The sequence below is a fragment of the Streptomyces sp. NPDC057565 genome (genome assembly GCF_042801455.1).
Taxonomy (GTDB): Bacteria; Actinomycetota; Actinomycetes; order Streptomycetales; family Streptomycetaceae; genus Streptomyces; species Streptomyces yanii.
Genome location: NZ_JBHVFU010000015.1, coordinates 1 through 15,856 on the forward strand (window position 1 = coordinate 1; position 15,856 = coordinate 15,856).

Annotated in this window: 18 protein-coding genes, 3 tRNA genes and 1 pseudogene; 7 read left to right on the top strand and 15 right to left on the bottom strand. The window is 69.0% G+C overall.

Features of this window, described 5'->3' with window-relative positions:
- Positions 1-89 precede the first annotated feature (89 nt).
- The 6 genes from ACFU8W_RS25020 to ACFU8W_RS25045 form a co-directional block, all read right to left on the bottom strand.
- Complete coding sequence (locus tag ACFU8W_RS25020) at positions 90-272, bottom strand: hypothetical protein (RefSeq protein WP_384041191.1); 183 nt, start codon at positions 270-272, stop codon at positions 90-92.
- A gap of 154 nt (positions 273-426) precedes the next feature.
- Positions 427-855: a MaoC family dehydratase gene (locus ACFU8W_RS25025; RefSeq protein WP_345514941.1), complete on the bottom strand. Its 429-nt coding sequence runs from the start codon at positions 853-855 to the stop codon at positions 427-429.
- Complete coding sequence (locus tag ACFU8W_RS25030; protein ID WP_345514940.1) at positions 855-1,307, bottom strand: MaoC family dehydratase N-terminal domain-containing protein; 453 nt, start codon at positions 1,305-1,307, stop codon at positions 855-857. Before ACFU8W_RS25030 ends, ACFU8W_RS25025 begins: the two co-directional genes overlap by 1 nt.
- A 117-nt stretch (positions 1,308-1,424) precedes the next feature.
- Positions 1,425-1,589 carry a 50S ribosomal protein L33 gene (rpmG, locus tag ACFU8W_RS25035; protein WP_003956487.1) on the bottom strand — a complete coding sequence of 55 codons (165 nt, stop codon included), beginning with the start codon at positions 1,587-1,589 and terminating at the stop codon, positions 1,425-1,427.
- A gap of 89 nt (positions 1,590-1,678) precedes the next feature.
- Positions 1,679-1,751: transfer RNA gene (locus ACFU8W_RS25040), tRNA-Met, on the bottom strand.
- 47 nt (positions 1,752-1,798) lie between these two features.
- Positions 1,799-1,871 (bottom strand) — tRNA-Thr (locus ACFU8W_RS25045).
- 371 nt (positions 1,872-2,242) lie between these two features.
- Between ACFU8W_RS25045 and ACFU8W_RS25050 the strand changes: the two genes are divergently transcribed.
- Both ACFU8W_RS25050 and ACFU8W_RS25055 read left to right on the top strand, forming a co-directional pair.
- The gene (locus ACFU8W_RS25050) at positions 2,243-3,511 is read left to right on the top strand and encodes an amidohydrolase family protein (protein WP_384041196.1); all 1,269 of its coding nucleotides are present in this window, start codon (positions 2,243-2,245) and stop codon (positions 3,509-3,511) included.
- Positions 3,512-3,545: 34 nt separating this feature from the next.
- Positions 3,546-4,202 carry an SDR family oxidoreductase gene (locus ACFU8W_RS25055; protein ID WP_384041199.1) on the top strand — a complete coding sequence of 219 codons (657 nt, stop codon included), beginning with the start codon at positions 3,546-3,548 and terminating at the stop codon, positions 4,200-4,202.
- Positions 4,203-4,467: 265 nt separating this feature from the next.
- On the opposite strand, the gene ACFU8W_RS25060 is transcribed toward ACFU8W_RS25055, so the two are convergent.
- Positions 4,468-6,462, bottom strand: coding sequence for an NAD(P)-binding protein (locus ACFU8W_RS25060; RefSeq protein ID WP_384041202.1), 1,995 nt, complete (start codon positions 6,460-6,462; stop codon positions 4,468-4,470).
- Positions 6,463-6,985: 523 nt separating this feature from the next.
- On the opposite strand from ACFU8W_RS25060, the gene ACFU8W_RS25065 reads away from it, so the two are divergent.
- Complete coding sequence (locus ACFU8W_RS25065) at positions 6,986-7,216, top strand: hypothetical protein (protein ID WP_384041205.1); 231 nt, start codon at positions 6,986-6,988, stop codon at positions 7,214-7,216.
- Positions 7,217-7,640, top strand: a pseudogene (locus ACFU8W_RS25070) (hypothetical protein); the annotation flags it as partial.
- 75 nt (positions 7,641-7,715) lie between these two features.
- Here the strand turns inward: ACFU8W_RS25070 and ACFU8W_RS25075 are convergent.
- Positions 7,716-7,797: transfer RNA gene (locus ACFU8W_RS25075), tRNA-Tyr, on the bottom strand.
- Between the two features lie 169 nt (positions 7,798-7,966).
- On the opposite strand from ACFU8W_RS25075, the gene ACFU8W_RS25080 reads away from it, so the two are divergent.
- From ACFU8W_RS25080 to ACFU8W_RS25090, 3 genes are all read left to right on the top strand, one after another.
- Positions 7,967-8,455, top strand: a complete 489-nt coding sequence (locus ACFU8W_RS25080) for a YajQ family cyclic di-GMP-binding protein (RefSeq protein WP_030926258.1) — start codon at positions 7,967-7,969, stop codon at positions 8,453-8,455.
- Between the two features lie 190 nt (positions 8,456-8,645).
- Complete coding sequence (locus ACFU8W_RS25085; RefSeq protein WP_384041208.1) at positions 8,646-9,155, top strand: methylated-DNA--[protein]-cysteine S-methyltransferase; 510 nt, start codon at positions 8,646-8,648, stop codon at positions 9,153-9,155.
- 61 nt (positions 9,156-9,216) lie between these two features.
- Complete coding sequence (locus tag ACFU8W_RS25090) at positions 9,217-9,876, top strand: alpha-ketoglutarate-dependent dioxygenase AlkB family protein (RefSeq protein ID WP_384041566.1); 660 nt, start codon at positions 9,217-9,219, stop codon at positions 9,874-9,876.
- A 16-nt stretch (positions 9,877-9,892) separates the two neighbouring features.
- Here ACFU8W_RS25090 and ACFU8W_RS25095 read toward each other — a convergent pair whose 3' ends face one another.
- From ACFU8W_RS25095 to ACFU8W_RS25125, 7 genes are all read right to left on the bottom strand, one after another.
- Positions 9,893-10,165, bottom strand: a complete 273-nt coding sequence (locus ACFU8W_RS25095) for a GlsB/YeaQ/YmgE family stress response membrane protein (RefSeq protein ID WP_384041211.1) — start codon at positions 10,163-10,165, stop codon at positions 9,893-9,895.
- A 99-nt stretch (positions 10,166-10,264) separates the two neighbouring features.
- Complete coding sequence (locus ACFU8W_RS25100) at positions 10,265-10,603, bottom strand: hypothetical protein (RefSeq protein WP_384041214.1); 339 nt, start codon at positions 10,601-10,603, stop codon at positions 10,265-10,267.
- A gap of 123 nt (positions 10,604-10,726) precedes the next feature.
- Complete coding sequence (locus tag ACFU8W_RS25105) at positions 10,727-11,119, bottom strand: YccF domain-containing protein (protein WP_266982651.1); 393 nt, start codon at positions 11,117-11,119, stop codon at positions 10,727-10,729.
- Positions 11,116-11,979, bottom strand: coding sequence for a zinc metalloprotease HtpX (htpX, locus tag ACFU8W_RS25110; protein ID WP_345514931.1), 864 nt, complete (start codon positions 11,977-11,979; stop codon positions 11,116-11,118). Before htpX ends, ACFU8W_RS25105 begins: the two co-directional genes overlap by 4 nt.
- A gap of 205 nt (positions 11,980-12,184) precedes the next feature.
- Positions 12,185-12,646 (bottom strand): large conductance mechanosensitive channel protein MscL, encoded by a 462-nt coding sequence (mscL, locus tag ACFU8W_RS25115; RefSeq protein ID WP_345514930.1) that lies wholly within the window; start codon positions 12,644-12,646, stop codon positions 12,185-12,187.
- Positions 12,647-12,750: 104 nt separating this feature from the next.
- Entirely contained in the window at positions 12,751-14,301 is a 1,551-nt protein-coding gene (locus ACFU8W_RS25120) for an NADH-quinone oxidoreductase subunit N (RefSeq protein ID WP_384041219.1), read from the bottom strand.
- Positions 14,298-15,848, bottom strand: coding sequence for a NuoM family protein (locus ACFU8W_RS25125; RefSeq protein ID WP_384041569.1), 1,551 nt, complete (start codon positions 15,846-15,848; stop codon positions 14,298-14,300). Before ACFU8W_RS25125 ends, ACFU8W_RS25120 begins: the two co-directional genes overlap by 4 nt.
- Positions 15,849-15,856 lie beyond the last annotated feature (8 nt).

The window sequence follows — 15,856 nt, forward strand, 5'->3', positions numbered from 1 at the left end:
TCTGATCCCAGAACTCGAAGTTCCGGCAACGAAAGTGCTCACCTGCTGGCGGCTACGGAACCGAGCATTCCCCGGTTCCGTAGCTCCCATTAGGCGGCGACGGCGGCCCGCTCCACGGCCGGCTCCGGCTCCGCCGCCGGCGCGAGGAGGCGGCCCGGGATCAGCAGTGCCACGAGCGCGGCGAAACCGGCCCCGATCCAGACCGCCGGGACGGTCCCGTCCGTGAAGGACTGCGCGGAGCCGCCCTGCGCGGAGAAGACCGAGGCGAGCACCGCGACCCATGGCGAAGAGGGCCGGCCCGTGGACGATGCCGAAGAGACCTCCGCCGACGAGGAGCGTGCCGTGACGCGAGGGCCGCGCGAGCACGGGTGAGGGGCACTCCCGGCAGGGAGTGCCCCTCACTCATGAACGTGGCTCGACAACGGCTCAGGCGAGCCGCACAACGGCGCGGGACATCCCCAGCACCTTCTTGCCCTCGCTCATCGCCGTCAGGTCCACCCGCACCTGGTTGTCGTCCAGCAGGGCCGCCACCTTGGCACTGACCTCGATCAGCGCACCCTTGTCGTCGTTCGGCACGACGACCGGCTTGGTGAACCGCACCCCGTACTCGACGACCGCACCCGGGTCACCGGTCCAGTCGGTGACCACCCGGACCGCCTCGGCCATGGTGAACATGCCGTGCGCGATCACATCCGGCAGCCCGACCTCGAGGGCGAACTTCTCGTTCCAGTGGATCGGGTTGAAGTCACCGGAGGCGCCCGCGTACTGCACGAGCGTCGCGCGGGTCACCCGGAAGGACTGCGCCGGCAACTCCGTACCGACCTCGACCGATGCGTAACTCACCTTCGCCGTCATCACGCCTCCTCGGCGGCGCGCGCCACCAGCTTCGTCCACGCGGTCACGACATGCTCGCCGGCCTCGTCATGGACCTCACCACGGATGTCGAGAATGTCGTTGCCCGCCATGGACTTGACGCTCTCGATCGTCGAAGTGACCGTCAGCCGGTCCCCCGCCCGCACCGGACGCACATATACGAACTTCTGGTCACCATGCACCACACGGCTGTAGTCCAGGCCCAGCTGCGGGTCCTGCACCACCTGCCCCGCAGCCTTGAAAGTGATCGAGAAGACGAAAGTGGGCGGCGCGATCACATCGGAATGTCCGAGCGCCCGGGCGGCCGCCGGATCGACGTACGCGGGATTGGTGTCCCCCACCGCCTCGGCGAACTCACGGATCTTCTCCCGGCCGACCTCGTACGGCGCGGTGGGCGGATAGGTCCGCCCGACGAAGGACTGGTCGAGCGCCATGGGCTCGCTACCTCCTGATGAAAGACGAAAAGGCCGATGAACAACCCTGTACGGGACAGTCCTATACAACGACACGAGGCCGCCCCCAGTGGGGACGGCCTCGTGTACGAGCCTGATTCAGCGCGTTTCGCGGTGCGCAGTGTGCGAGTTGCAGCGCGGGCAGTGCTTCTTCATCTCAAGACGGTCCGGGTTGTTACGCCGGTTCTTCTTGGTGATGTAGTTCCGCTCCTTGCACTCCACGCAGGCCAGCGTGATCTTCGGGCGGACGTCGGTGGCAGCCACGTGAGTGCTCCTTGGACGGACGGATGAACGGATGAACGCAAAAAAGAGTAGCCGATCGAAGGACCGACCCCACAATCGGCTACCGTAAGTAGCGGTGACCGGACTTGAACCGGTGACACAGCGATTATGAGCCGCTTGCTCTACCGACTGAGCTACACCGCTTTGATGACGGATCCCCCCGCCGTGAGGCGGGGTTCTCCGATCACCAGAGCCCCAATACGGAATCGAACCGTAGACCTTCTCCTTACCATGGAGACGCTCTACCGACTGAGCTATTGGGGCGAGCGATGAAGACATTACACGGTCCTCCGCCGATCGCCCAAATCCGTTTCGGAGCCCCCCGCCCCAGCCATGACCGGCCCCGCCCCGAACCCCCGACCGACCGCCGATCCACGACTGGCAGCCGACCCGGCCGGGAGCCCGACCGGCGGCCGGAACCGCCGCCTGATCAGCAAGGTGACCGGCAACCCGACCAGCAAGGTGAGCCACGGCCGGCCGGCCCAGGAACAGCCACCGCACCGGCTCCTCCCACCCGCCGCGCACAGCTCACGAGGCCACGCCGGTACGACTATTTCCCTCCTCCTCGAACCGGGACGAACACGCCCCTAGGCTCGACTCACTCTGCGTGATCTTGTACCCCTCCCAGGAGCGCGATGCCCGACAGCCGGCCGCGGCAGCCCGACGACCACGCCGCCGACGCCGCCGAAGCCAACGCCCTGATCCTGTGCGGCGCCCGGCTCACCGACGGCCGCATCGTCGACGTACGGCTCGGCCGCGGCCGCATCGAGGCCGTCGGCACCACGGGCAGCCTGACCGCCCCCGGCCCCCGCATCGACCTGCGCGGCTACCTCCTGCTCCCCGCCCCCGCAGAACCCCACGCCCACAGCGACACCGCACTCACCGCGGACAGCACCGGCCCCGACAGCTCCGGACCCGCCTCGCACCACCCCGAGGACATCCAGCGCCGCGCCACCGAAGCCGCCCTGCTGCAACTCGGCCACGGCGCCACCGCCCTGCGCTCACACGTACGGATCGGGGACGTCACCGGACTCGCCGGCCTCGAAGCAGTACTCCAGGCGCGCCGCTCCCTGCGCGGACTCACCGAACTGACCCCGGTCGCCGTACCCCGCCTGCTCACCGGAATCGCAGGCGCCGACAGCCTCGCCATGCTGCGCGACGCGGTGAAAACAGGGGCCGGCGTGATCGGCGGCTGCCCCGAGCTCGACCCCGACCCGGCCGGATACACCGAAGCCGTCCTGGAGATCGCCGCCGAACACCACTGCCCCGTCGACCTGCACATGGACGGCGACGATCCCGCCCGCCTCGCCCGGCTCGCCGCCATGGCCGCCGGACACCGGCCCGGCGTCTCCATAGGCCCGTGCGCCGGCCTCGACCGGCTCCCCCCGGAAACCGCGACCCGCACCGCCGACCGGCTCGCCGCCGCCGACGTGACCGTGATCTGCCTCCCCCAGGGCGGCTGCTGCGGCGCCGAACGCAGGGGCACCGCCCCCGTACGACTGCTGCGCGCCGCCGGCGTGTGCGTAGCGGCAGGCAGCGGGGCACTGCGCGACGTCGCGAACCCCGTGGGCCGCGGAGACCCGCTGGAGGCCGCCTACCTGCTCGCCTCACAGAGCGGCCTCCGCCCCGAGGACGCATACGACGCCGTCTCCACGGCCGCCAGAAAGGCCATGGGACTGCCCGAGATCCGCGTCGAGGCAGGCTTCCCCGCCGAACTCCTCGCCGTTCGGGGCGAACAGCTCTCCGGCGCGCTCTCACTCGCGTACAGCCGGATCGTCGTGCACCGCGGACGCGTGGTGGCCCGCACCAGCGCGGTCCGTGAGTACTGCGATTCCGAGACCGTCGTCGCACTCGATCTGCCCCGCCAGACCCGCCCCGACCCCGGGCCGGGCGGCGGGTCCTGAGCGGGGCGGCGCGCCGCGGCGTACGGTCGTGACTATGCGCATTGTCATCGCAGGTGGACATGGTCAGATCGCGCTGCGGCTGGAGCGGCTGCTCGCTGCGCGCGGAGATGAAGCGGTCGGCATCATCCGCAACCCGGAACAGGGCGAGGACCTCCGGTCGGCGGGCGCCGAACCGGTCGTCCTGGACCTCGAATCGGCCTCCGTGGAGGACGTGGCCGAGGTGCTGCGCGGCGCCGACGCGATGGTCTTCGCGGCCGGCGCGGGCCCGAACAGCGGTACGGCCCGCAAGGACACGGTGGACCGCGGCGCGGCAGTGCTGTTCGCGGACGCGGCGGAACGGGCGGGCGTAGGGCGCTACATCGTGGTCTCCTCCATGGGCGCCGATCCGGACCACCCGGGTGACGAGGTCTTCGACGTGTACCTGCGGGCCAAGGGCGCCGCCGACGCCTACGTGCGCTCCAGGACCGCACTCGACTGGACGATCCTGCGCCCCGGAATGCTGACCAACGACGCGGGCAACGGACAGGTTCTGCTGGCAGCCTCGACGGGGCGCGGAACGGTACCGCGCGACGACGTGGCGGCGACGCTGGTCGAACTGCTGGACACCCCGGCGACAGCGGGACTGACCCTGGAACTGATCTCGGGGCACGTGCCGCTGACGGTGGCGATCAAGGACGTCGCGGGCAACTGAGCGGGCGCCGACTCACGCAACGGGTGGGCCGGCTGAGCAGCCTCGTCGCCGACATCGGACGGGCGACGATCGACGCCCACCGGGACCGGACGTCACTGACGGCGCTCACCGCGGACGAGCCCCCGGCGGAAGACAACTTTCCGCCCAGGGCTGCACCGCCTGCCGTCAACTGCGGGGCCCGGCCGCGCTTCCCCCGCACACGTCGAGATGCTCAGGCTCGAATGGCCCACAGACGTGTGACGTCGGCGGGCCGGTTCGGGCTCCGTCAGAAAGCGATGCCGTCGACACCGCGGGAGACGATGTCGCTGGGCTTGCCCGCCAGGTCGCGGACCGCCCGCCAGGCCATGTCCATCGCCGAGTCGACGTAGGCACGAGGGGCCGAGTCGGTGTTCGCGATCGCAACCCGCCCCCATGTCTGGCGGGCGACGTGGCTCGGCAGCTCGCCGTAGGGCCAGAACGTGTCCCAGGGACGGCCGTACTCGTAGGCGTAGGCGTGGGCCCAGCGGTTGACCGTGATGCCCTTGATGTCGCGCGCCGGGTCGAAGCCACCCGGGCCGAGGGCGCGGGCCAGCTGGTCGCGAAGATTGCGCTCCATCTCCGCGAAGCTCGTCCTGATCAGCTCGCCCCGGCCCGCCGCGCCCTGCCGGCGGGGCGGGAGACCGGGCCGGCACGCCGCGCGAGAGACATGCAGGATTGCCGACTCGCTCGGCTTGTCGGGGAAGTGGTAGCCACCCATGCTGACCGGGAAGTCCAGTTCGGCGCCCGTCCAGTAGCCGGTCGGGAACCGAACGCCGGAAATCTTGAGGTTGTCCAAGGCCTTCCAGTTGCGGACCAGAACGCTGGTGTACACGAGGGCAAGACGCGGGCTGTCCTTGAGGGCGTCCCGCTGCCGCTGGGAGATCTCGCTGGTCAGGAACGGGATGATCTGGTTGTTGCAGGCGAGAACGACGTGCTCGGCGCGGACGGTCTCCAAGCGGTCCTTGCGCACGTAGGAGACCTGCACCTGGCGGGCGGAATCCGGGTCGCCCTCGTGTACGACGCGCACCGCCGGCGAGTTCAGCCGGATCCGCACGTTGTTGCGGCGCCGATCGAGCTCGCCGTACTGGATCCGGCTGGTCGGGATGGTCTCCATCCCCTGACCCGGCATGGCATGCGGGATCAACTTCCGCACGAGCGAGTAGACGACCCCTGCGTTGCCCTCGGGGAAGTGGTAGATGTAGTCGTCCTCCGAGGTCCACACCTTGTGGCCGGTGGGTGCGATCCGCGGATCAGGGCCACCGTCCCAGTCGAGGCCGAGCCCGTCGAATCCGGCGAACTCGATCGACGCGTCGAGCGCGCCGACGGCGTCGGCGCCATAGCCCCAGTTGCCGTTCGGCGTGGTCTGCAGGAACTTCTGGGCGTCGGGGTGTGCCTTGACGTAGTCGCGCAGGTAGTCGAGGTAGGTGATGTCGGCGAGCTTGTCCTTCTTCTGCTGGTCGGAGAGCCCGGGCATCCAGTCCCGGGGGGCGTCGTAGATGGCGGCGAGGTCGGCCTTGGCTTGGGCCGCCATCGGCGCGCCCTCGAGGATCGTCGAGTACGGCGTGCCGCCCTGCCAGGTGACCAGGTGGTCCTTGCCCCAGGACTCCTTGTCGAAGAACAGGCCACGCCCCAGGCCGTGGCGCGCGTCGAAGCCGGAGTCGAAGTACTTCTCGAACCGCTCGACGCGGATCCCGATGTCGGTGAGCAGTTGTCGGGCGGGCGGCGCGTACGTCGAGGGCGACTCCAGCGATTGCGACCCGCCGTAGCTCAGCAGTGTTCGAGCGGTGGTGCGGAACTCGTTGCGCCGCGCGTGCCCGCCGATGTCGTCCATCGCATCGAGCACGAGGATTTTGCAGTTCTTGCCGAACTCCATCTGGTAGTAGCGCGCAGCCGAGAGCCCGCTGATGCCGCCGCCCACGACGACGAGGTCGTACTTCTCATGGGTGTCGCGGGGCTCCGGCGCGTCGTCCCAGAAGGTTCCGTCTCGCAGGGCGTGCGGCACCTTCATGGCGGCGTCGGTGTACCCGCGCAGGCCTTGCCAAGTCGGCGGGTAGTAGCGTGCATCGGCCCTCGGGGCCTCGGCGGCCGAGGCCGGCCCCGCCGCCGCGCTGCCCGCGATGCCCCCCGCCACCAGCGCGCCCACGCCCAGGGCGACGCCGTCCAGGAAGTCGCGACGGCGGATCTTCCGGTTCATGCCCAGCTCGTCGTCGGTGAAGTCGCTCAACTGGCTCGCCCCCAACACCCTCGGAGAATGTGCGGATCCAAGCGTCATGCGGGTCGTTCGCAACTGAATCCGCACAGCAACGGGCCTGATGCTATGGATCTGCTCGTCGGCGGTCAATGGCGCGGTCAATAGTGCTCGGGTCGCCGGAAGGCCCCAACGGACCGTGTCCGGCGCCGTAGTTCGTCGCGCAAGACATCCAGGACCAGCCGCCCGGCGGGCGAGGAGGAGCGTGACGTGTGCGGGAAGGTCCATCGCCGGGCACCCGCAGGGGGCACCGACAGGGCCTGGCCATGACCCACTGCGTCCCCGACGAACAGCACGTCGTGACCCGCCCGCCGTTCACCCGACCGCCTGTCGCCCCCGCCACCACGATCACTCTCTGCCTGCGGTCCGTGTCCACGGCGCGTCCTGAGCGCTGCTTGGGATGCGGAAGCGTCCGCCGGGATGGCCTGGTCCGCCTGAATTCCTTGTAGCTGTACAGGTGTTGGGGTAGAACTCTCCCGTCTCGCGCTTCCTCTCAGGAGGGACCATCGCTGCGGCAGTGGACGAACACCCCGATCTCCAGGACGAACACGCACCCCGCGAACCGAACCGCCGCGCTGTACTGGGAGCGGGGGCCGCGGCCGCGATCGCCGCCGCGTACGGTGCTACGCAACTGCTGGGAGCGCAGGAAGCGGTCGCCGTGCGAGGGGGCCGGTACGGCGACTGGAGCGGCCAGGGGCGTTCCGAAGTCCTGGCCCGTAACGGCGCCGTGGCCACCAGCAGCCGCTGACACATCGTCGCCTACGGAGTGGCCCCCGACGGTCGGCTCTTTCCGCACCCAGCGCGGCGGGCTGATCCAGGACACCGGGTACGGCGAGGTATGGGCAGAAGCCCGCTTGCGGGCCCTGACGCCTGCCCAGCGGAGTTCCTCGCCGGCCAAGCGCCCCTATGACCTGCGTCACGCGGCAGTCTCGACCTGGCTCAGTTCCGGCGTGGAACCTCTGGTGGTAGCGCAGCGCGCCGGCCACAGCGTGGCCGTACTGTTCCGCGTCTGCGCCACGTGTCCGGATGATGCCGCGGCGACGGCGAACGACCGGATCGAAGCGACGCTGCGGGGCGGAAGGCAGCCCGCTGAACGCTGCCCCACGCCTGCCCCACACAAGCTGGTCACCACGCGAGATCTGACGCGACAAGGTGAGACAAAGGCCCCATAACGAGCTTTCGAGCCCACCCAAAGTGAAAGGGTCTGTGACCAGCGTTTCCGCTGGCCACAGACCCTTTCGTTCGTGTGGCGGCGCCAGGGTTCGAACCTGGGTAGGCTGAGCCGGCAGATTTACAGTCTGCTCCCTTTGGCCACTCGGGCACACCGCCTCGAACGACGCGTTGGAACTCCGTTGAGCGGGGCTCCTTGGCGACGACGTAAACGATACCTGATGACGTGGGGTGCTCCGCCACCTGATTGATCAGTGCTCGTGGCGGTGGGCGATGGCTAGGCTTTACGTCGTACCCCACAAGCATTCGACGCAAGGAGCCACACGTCATGGCCGACTCCAGTTTCGACATCGTCTCGAAGGTCGAGCGGCAGGAGGTCGACAACGCCCTCAACCAGGCCGCCAAGGAGATCTCGCAGCGCTACGACTTCAAGGGCACGGGCGCCTCGATCTCCTGGTCCGGCGAGAAGATCCTGATGGAGGCGAACGGCGAGGAGCGGGTCAAGGCGATCCTCGACATCTTCCAGTCCAAGCTGATCAAGCGGGGCATCTCGCTCAAGTCGCTGGACGCGGGCGAGCCGCAGCTGTCCGGCAAGGAGTACAAGATCTTCGCCACGATCGAGGAAGGCATCTCCCAGGAGAACGCCAAGAAGGTGGCGAAGATCATTCGCGATGAGGGTCCGAAGGGCGTCAAGGCGCAGGTCCAGGGCGACGAGCTGCGGGTCAGCTCGAAGAGCCGGGACGATCTGCAGGCCGTCCAGGCGCTGCTGAAGGGCCAGGACTTCGACTTCGCGGTGCAGTTCGTGAACTACCGGTAGGTCCGTCTTTCGGTCGTCCGTCCGGGCGCGGGTGGGGCAGGCCGGGAGGTATGCACCGGCCCGCCTCGCACCTACCGGACGTGATGTCCGAATACCGCCGGTCGCAAGTGGCGGGCGGTCGCAGACTTGTCCGTATGGAGCGGCGATTCGGGTGATTCGTCGCCCTGTACGGAGAAGAGAGGGACCGGCCATGACCATGTACGCGACCGTCGACAGCCCGCTGGGTGAGCTGCTGCTGGTCGGCGAGGAATCATCAGCCGCCGCCGGCGGTGTGGCGCTCGCCTCGCTCTCCCTGCCGGGCCAGAAGGGCGCCGAGGTCGTCCAGGACGGGTGGATCCACGCGCCGGGGGCCTTCGCCGGGATCGCCGCACAGCTGAGGGCGTATTTCGAGGGGCGGCTGACCCGCTTCGACATCGCGTACGCGGAGGGTCGGGGCACGGAGTTCCAGCGGCGGGTGTGGAACGCGCTGGACACCGTCCCGTACGGGGAGACGGTGTCCTACGGGCAGATCGCCGAACGGATCGGCGCACCCGGGGCGGGTGTGCGGGCCGTGGGGACCGCGATCGGCCGCAATCCGCTGCTGATCGTGCGCCCGTGCCACCGGGTGATCGGGGCGGACGGGGCCCTGCGGGGTTACGCGGGCGGGCTGGAGCGCAAGGAGCACCTTCTGGGGCTGGAAGGCGCTCTGGCGGCGCGCTGAGCGGCCTGCGTGCGGGGCGGTTGCACGCTGAGCGGCTGTGTACGGATGGGCGGTGGGCGAAATGGCGGGTCTCTTCCCGAGGCCGCGGGCTGTCGTGGCGCCGGGTGCCGTGCATGTGCCGGAGTGGCTGCCGGTGGAGCGCCAGCGGGCGCTGGTCGAAGCCTGCCGGGAGTGGGCGCGGGGGCCGGTGCCGCTGCGGCACACGGTGTTGCCGGGCGGCGGGGTGATGTCCGTCCGGACGGTCTGTGTGGGGTGGCACTGGCAGCCGTACCGGTATTCGCGGACCGCGGATGATGTGAACGGGGCGCGGGTCGCCGATTTCCCGGACTGGCTGGCGGAGTTGGGGCGGGCGGCGCTGGTCGAGGCGTACGGGGAGGAGAGTCCGGTCGGGACGTACGCGCCGGACACCGCGCTGATCAATTTTTATGACGGCGCGGCGAGGATGGGCATGCACCAGGACAAGGAGGAGCGGTCCGGTGCGCCGGTGGTCTCGCTCAGCATCGGCGATACGTGTGTCTTCCGCTTCGGCAACACGGAGAACCGTGGACGGCCTTATACGGATGTGGAGTTGGCTTCCGGTGACCTGTTCGTCTTCGGTGGGGAGTCACGTTTCGCGTTCCACGGTGTGCCGAAGGTCTGTCCGGGGACGGCCGATCCCGCGACGGGCATGAGCAGAGGCCGGCTCAATCTGACCCTGCGCGAGACCGGGTGGGGCGTCTGAGGCGCGGACGGGGATGTCAGTGGCGGTCCCGGGAGTTCCCGAAGAGCAGCCGGTAGACGATGAGCAGGACCAGTGAGCCGCCGATGGCCGCGATCCATGTCCCGGTGTCGTAGAAGTCCTTGGATATGGGGTGGTCGAGGAAGCGTGAGGAGATCCAGCCACCGATGAAGGCGCCGGCGACTCCGATGAGGGTGGTGCCGACCAGCCCGCCGGGGTCGCGGCCCGGGAGCAGCACCTTGGCAATGACTCCGGCAAGCAGTCCGAGAATGATCCAACCGATAATGGTCATGCTGCCGAACCTACCCTTCGCTTGGTTGTGGAACCCAAGACGTCGGGTGGGCCTGGACGGTTGCCGGTTGAGCGGGATGAGCGGCAGGTCACAGCCTGTTCATATGCGGATGTTGTAGTCCGGCCAGGGCTGCAGATGGTCCATTGCTTCGTCGTCGGCGTCCTCCCCGTACCAGCCCGCTCCGTCCAGCCATGTGCGCAGCCAGGTGGCGAGATCGGGCTGGTCGATGTACCAGGCGTGCTGCGGTTCGTCGGCGTTCGGTTCGAGGAGCAGGACGGTGGTGCGCTCGGTGCGGCAGTCCACTGCGAAGCCGAGGGTCGCTTCCGCCTGGGCGATGTCCTGGGTGGACAGAGCTGCCGGGAGGGGGTACTTCTCCCGGCGTGGGGTGGTGTGCGCTGTCTTCTCCACGGCTGCCGGCAACTGCTCGGTGTCGTTCATGGGTTCATGGTGGAGGACGGCACTGACAATCGGTGGTGGGCGGCCCGATGCCGTCTGCGTGACGTGGCCGTTTCGGCGGATGCGCTGCCCGGCTCCCCGTCGCCTCCCGGTCGTGCTGTCGTCCTACCGGGTGGCGAACGGCTGGTCCGTGCGGACGATTTCCTTGCCGAAGGGCATGAGGGAGACCGGGAGCATCTTGAAGTTCGCGATGCCGAGCGGGATGCCGATGATCGTGAGGCAGAGGGCGATTCCGGTGGTGATGTGGCCGAGGGCCAGCCACCAGCCGGCGAGGATCAGCCAGAGGACGTTGCCCACGCAGGAGGGTGCGCCGGCGTCGCGGCGGTCGACGACGGTGTAGCCGAAGGGCCACAGTGCGTAGATGCCGATGCGGAAGGCCGCGAGGCCGAAGGGGATGCCGATGATGGTGATGCACAGCAGGACGCCGGCGACCAGGTAGCCGAGGAACATCCAGAATCCGCACAGGACCAGCCATATGACGTTCAGGATTGTCTTCATGGGCGATGACCTGCCATCTGCTCAAGTCGGGCAATGCGCTCCGCCATCGGTGGGTGCGTGGAGAACATCTTGGACATGCCCTGGCCGGGGCGGAAGGGGTTCGCGATCATCATGTGACTCGCGGTCTCGATCTTCGGCTCGGGGGGCAGGGGCAGCTGTTTTGTTCCGGCGTCCAGTTTGCGCAGGGCGCTGGCGAGGGCCAGGGGGTCGCCGGTCAGTTGGGCGCCCGAGGCGTCCGCCTCGTATTCGCGGGAGCGGCTGACGGCGAGTTGGATGACGCTGGCGGCGAGCGGGCCGAGGATCATGATCAGCAGCATGCCGAGGATGCCGGGGCCTTCGTCGTCGTTGGACCGGCCGACCGGGATCAGCCATGCGAAGTTGACCAGGAACATGACGACGGAGGCGAGTGCTCCGGCGACTGACGAGATCAGGATGTCGCGGTTGTAGACATGGCTGAGTTCGTGGCCGAGGACGCCTCGCAGTTCGCGTTCGTCCAGGATCTGCAGGATGCCTTCGGTGCAGCACACTGCTGCGTTGCGCGGGTTGCGGCCGGTGGCGAAGGCGTTGGGTGCCTGGGTCGGGGAGATGTAGAGCCGTGGCATGGGCTGGCGGGCCGTGGTGGAGAGTTCGCGGACCATGCGGTAGAGCTGTGGCGCCTCGAATTCGCTGACCGGGCGGGCCCGCATGGCCCGTAGTGCGAGTTTGTCGCTGTTCCAGTAGGCGTAGGCGTTGGTGCCGACGGCTACGAGGAGCGCGACGATCAGGCCTGTACGTCCGAAGAAACTGCCGATGACGATGATGAGTGCGGACAGGCCCCCGAGGAGTACGGCGGTTCTCAGCCCGTTGTGCCGGCGGTGCACGGTACGCCCTCCAAGTGGTGCAGCAGGGGAACCCTTGCTGGGTGGTGCTCCACTCCCCAGTGGAGCCTCCCGTACTGGTCAACGCCAGGCGAGAAGAGCTAGTTCCCTTGTGCGTGCGGCCGGAGGGCAGGGCCTGTCCGGCTGTTCGTGCCGGAGCAGGCACTGGGCCGTACGGGTGTCGGTGAGGGCGGTCGCCAGGATTGGGTCAGCGCTGGGCGGGGAGTCCGGCGAGTGCGAGGGCCTCGGGGTCGGGCTTGATCTCGCTGGTGCAGTGGGCGCAGCGGGAGGCGATGGCCGGGATGGCCGTGTAACAGCGGGGGCAGTCGCGCAGGGCGGCCTTGATGTCGACCTTCTCCTCGACCTTGGCCGTGAAGCGGTTCTGGACCTTCGTCATGGGGACGACGACGCAGAAGTAGAGAACGGCGGCGGTGATCAGGAAGGCGATGGAGGCGCTGACGAACAGTCCGTAGGGGAACTTCACGCCCTCGACCTGGAAGGTGGCCCTGCTGAAGTCTCCGGTGCCTCGGGTGATGACTCCGATCAGCGGCACGATGAATGCGTTGCTGAATCCTGTGACGACTGCGGTGAACGCGGCTCCGACGGCGAGCCCGATCGCCATGGAGATCACGTTTCCGCGCAGGATGAAGTCCTTGAACCCGTTGAGCACTGCCCTGGCTCCTCTTTTGTGTGTACGTATGCGTGGTGTGCGGGCATGACCCTGCCCTGTGCGGCCCGGCCGGGGCAAGCCGATCTTGGGCGGTCGGTGCGTGGTCAGAAGAGATTGACCGCGGCGAACCTGAGCACCAGCTGCGGGGCTCCGGAGAGCACGATGCCGACGGCGGCGGTGAGGGCGATCGCGGCGGTGAGGGACGTCGGTGCGGTCACGCGCAGGGTGGGTGTCGTGCCCGCTTCGCCTGCCGGGGCCGCCGCGGCCTCGGGCTCTTCCGGTCCGCGGAAGAGCGCCGCCGTCCACTGGAGGTAGTAGTAGAGCGCGATCACGACGTTGACGGCCATGACGACCGCGAGCCAGCCGAGGCCTGCGTCGACGGCGGCGGAGAAGACCGTGACCTTGGCGAAGAGGCCGACGATGCCGGGCGGCAGTCCGGCGAGGCAGAGCAGGAAGAAGGCCATGGCGAGGGCGGCGAGGGGGCGGGTGGCGTACAGGCCGCGGTAGTCGGAGAGACGGTTGTCCGGGCTTGTGCGGGAGACGAGGGCGGCCACCGCGAAGGCGCCGAGGTTCACGACGGCGTACATGAGGGCGTACGCGACGGTGGAGCCGATCTGGTCGTCGCCGGAGTACGCGGCGGAGGCGATCGGCACCAGGAGGTAGCCGGCCTGGGCGACGGACGACCAGGCGAGCAGGCGTACGGCGCTGCGGGCGCGGGTGGCGGTCTGGCGGAGCGCGGCGACATTGCCGATGGTCATGGTGAGTGCGGCGACGACGGCGAGTGCGGGGCCCCAGACGTCGGCGTACGACGGGAATCCGATCACGGTGACGAGGATGAGCCCGGAGAAGCCGACTGCTTTGCCGACGACCGAGAGGTAGGCGGCGACGGGGAGCGGGGCGCCGACGTAGGTGTCGGGGACCCAGAAGTGGAAGGGTGCGGCGGCTGTCTTGAAGGCGAAGCCGACGAGGGTGAGGGCGACGCCCGCCTGGGCGAGGGTGTCGAGCCGGCCGGGGACGTCGTCGAGGCGGGTGGCGAGTTCCGTGAGGTGGAGGGTGCCGGTTGCGGCGTACACGAAGCTGACGCCGAGGAGCGTGACGGCGGTGGCGACGACTGAGGAGAGGAAGAACTTCAGGGCTGCCTCGGAGGAGCGCCGGTCGCCGCGCTTGATGCCGACGAGGGCGAAGGCGGGCAGCGAGGCGACTTCGAGGGCGACGACGAGGGTGGCGAGGTCGCGGGCGGCGGGCAGGAGTGCGGCGCCGGCCGCGGAGGACAGCAGCAGGAACCAGAACTCGCCCGCGGGCAGCTTGCGGGTGTCGCCGAGGGAGAGCAGCGCGGTGAGAAGGGCGCCGCCGAGGACGAGGAACTGGATGACCAGGGCGAAGTGGTCGGCTGTGTAGCTGCAGGCCGTGGTGGTGCCGGTGCTGGTGGTGAGGCAGAAGGTGGAGTGGTCGCCGTCGCGCAGCGGGACGAGGAAGGCGAGCGCGGCGACGAGTCCGGCGACGGTCGCCCAGCCGAGCAGCGGCTTGCGCTCCCGGGGGAGGAAGAGGTCGGCGACCAGGATGATCAGGGCGACCGTCGCGACGATGACGGGGGGCGCGATGGCGAGCCAGTCGACGGACTGGACGAGGCTGGTGGTCTCGGCCGCTGTGGTCACGACTTGCCTCCTGCGAGGAGCTTCTGCACGGCCGGGTCGGTGAGGCCGAGGAGGACGGCGGGCCACAGGCCGGCGAGGACGGTGAGGGCCGCGAGCGGGGTCCAGGCGGCGAATTCGTACGTCTGGATGTCGGCCATGCGGTGCGGTTCCTCGCGCTTCTCGCCCATGCAGACGCGGCGTACGACGATGAGCATGTACGCGGCGGTGAGCAGGGTGCCGAACGCGCCGATCGACATGAAGGTGAGGAAGGCGGGGCGGCTGAGGCCGTCGGCCGGGTCGAAGGCGCCGAACAGGGCGAGCATCTCGCCCCAGAATCCGGCGAGGCCGGGCAGGCCGAGCGAGGCGACGGCGGCGAAGGCGAGGAGACCGCCGAGGCGGGGGGCACGGCCGTAGAGGGCGGCCCCGGTGGCGCCGGAGAGGGTGTCGAGGTCGGCGGTGCCGTAGCGGTCCTTGACTGCGCCGACCAGGAAGAACAGCAGGCCGGTGATGAGGCCGTGGGCGATGTTGGCGAAGAGCGCGCCGTTGACACCGGTGGGGGTCATGCTCGCGATGCCGAGGAGTACGAAGCCCATGTGGCCGACGGAGGAGTACGCGATCAGGCGCTTGAGGTCGCCCTTGGAGCCGGGGCGGGCGAGCGCGAGGCAGGCGAGCGATCCGTAGATGATGCCGACGACGGCGAAAGCGGCGAGGTAGGGCGCGAAGGTCTGCATCCCGTCGGGGGTGATGGGGAGCAGGATGCGGACGAATCCGTACGTGCCCATCTTCAGCAGGACGCCCGCGAGGAGCACCGAGCCGACGGTCGGGGCGGCGGTGTGGGCGTCCGGGAGCCAACTGTGCAGCGGCCACATCGGGGTCTTGACGGCGAGTCCGACACCGATGGCGAGAACGGCGATGACCTGCACGGACGAGGTGAGCCCACGGCCGTTGTCAGTGGCGAGTGCCACCATGTCGAAGGTGCCGCTCCGCAGTCCGATGAGGAGCAGGCCCAACAGCATGATCACTGAGCCGAGCAGTGTGTAGAGGATGAACTTCCAGGCGGCGGCCTGCTTCTGTGCGCCACCCCAGCGGGCGATGAGGAAGTACATCGGGATGAGGACCATCTCGAATGCCAGGAAGAACAGCAGCAGGTCGAGGACGGCGAAGGTCGCGAGGGTGCCCGACTCGAGGACGAGGACGAGTGCGACGAAGGCCTTCGGGGAGGGGCCCTCGGGCATTTTGAAGTAGCTGTAGAGCGCGCAGAGGAAGGTCAGCAGCGCGGTCAGTACGAGGAGGGGGAGCGAGATGCCGTCGATGCCGAGGTGGATGCGGACGTCGAGCGCCGGAATCCAGCTGATGTCGGTGGTGGCCTGCATTTTCGACGGGTGGTCGTGGTCGAAGCCAAGGGCCAGGACGATCGCTGCGATGAGGATCGCGCCGGTGACGGTCACGCCGTGGCGGAGCACGGCCTGGTCGGGGCTCTTTCCCTTCAGCCCGGGCGGGGCGGGCAGGAGAGCGGCGACGGCGCCGATGAGCGGGCCGACGACGATGAACGCGAGAAGGAACTGCATCACGGATT

Coding starts and splice junctions, on each gene's coding strand:
- ACFU8W_RS25090 (WP_384041566.1), top strand. CDS start 9,217: ATGGCGGGTCTCTTCCCGAGGCCGCGGGCTGTCGTGGCGCCGGGTGCC.
- ACFU8W_RS25080 (WP_030926258.1), top strand. CDS start 7,967: ATGGCCGACTCCAGTTTCGACATCGTCTCGAAGGTCGAGCGGCAGGAG.
- ACFU8W_RS25085 (WP_384041208.1), top strand. CDS start 8,646: ATGACCATGTACGCGACCGTCGACAGCCCGCTGGGTGAGCTGCTGCTG.
- ACFU8W_RS25125 (WP_384041569.1), bottom strand. CDS start 15,848: ATGCAGTTCCTTCTCGCGTTCATCGTCGTCGGCCCGCTCATCGGCGCC.
- ACFU8W_RS25025 (WP_345514941.1), bottom strand. CDS start 855: ATGACGGCGAAGGTGAGTTACGCATCGGTCGAGGTCGGTACGGAGTTG.
- ACFU8W_RS25095 (WP_384041211.1), bottom strand. CDS start 10,165: ATGACCATTATCGGTTGGATCATTCTCGGACTGCTTGCCGGAGTCATT.
- ACFU8W_RS25030 (WP_345514940.1), bottom strand. CDS start 1,307: ATGGCGCTCGACCAGTCCTTCGTCGGGCGGACCTATCCGCCCACCGCG.
- ACFU8W_RS25055 (WP_384041199.1), top strand. CDS start 3,546: ATGCGCATTGTCATCGCAGGTGGACATGGTCAGATCGCGCTGCGGCTG.
- ACFU8W_RS25105 (WP_266982651.1), bottom strand. CDS start 11,119: ATGAAGACAATCCTGAACGTCATATGGCTGGTCCTGTGCGGATTCTGG.
- ACFU8W_RS25100 (WP_384041214.1), bottom strand. CDS start 10,603: ATGAACGACACCGAGCAGTTGCCGGCAGCCGTGGAGAAGACAGCGCAC.
- ACFU8W_RS25050 (WP_384041196.1), top strand. CDS start 2,243: ATGCCCGACAGCCGGCCGCGGCAGCCCGACGACCACGCCGCCGACGCC.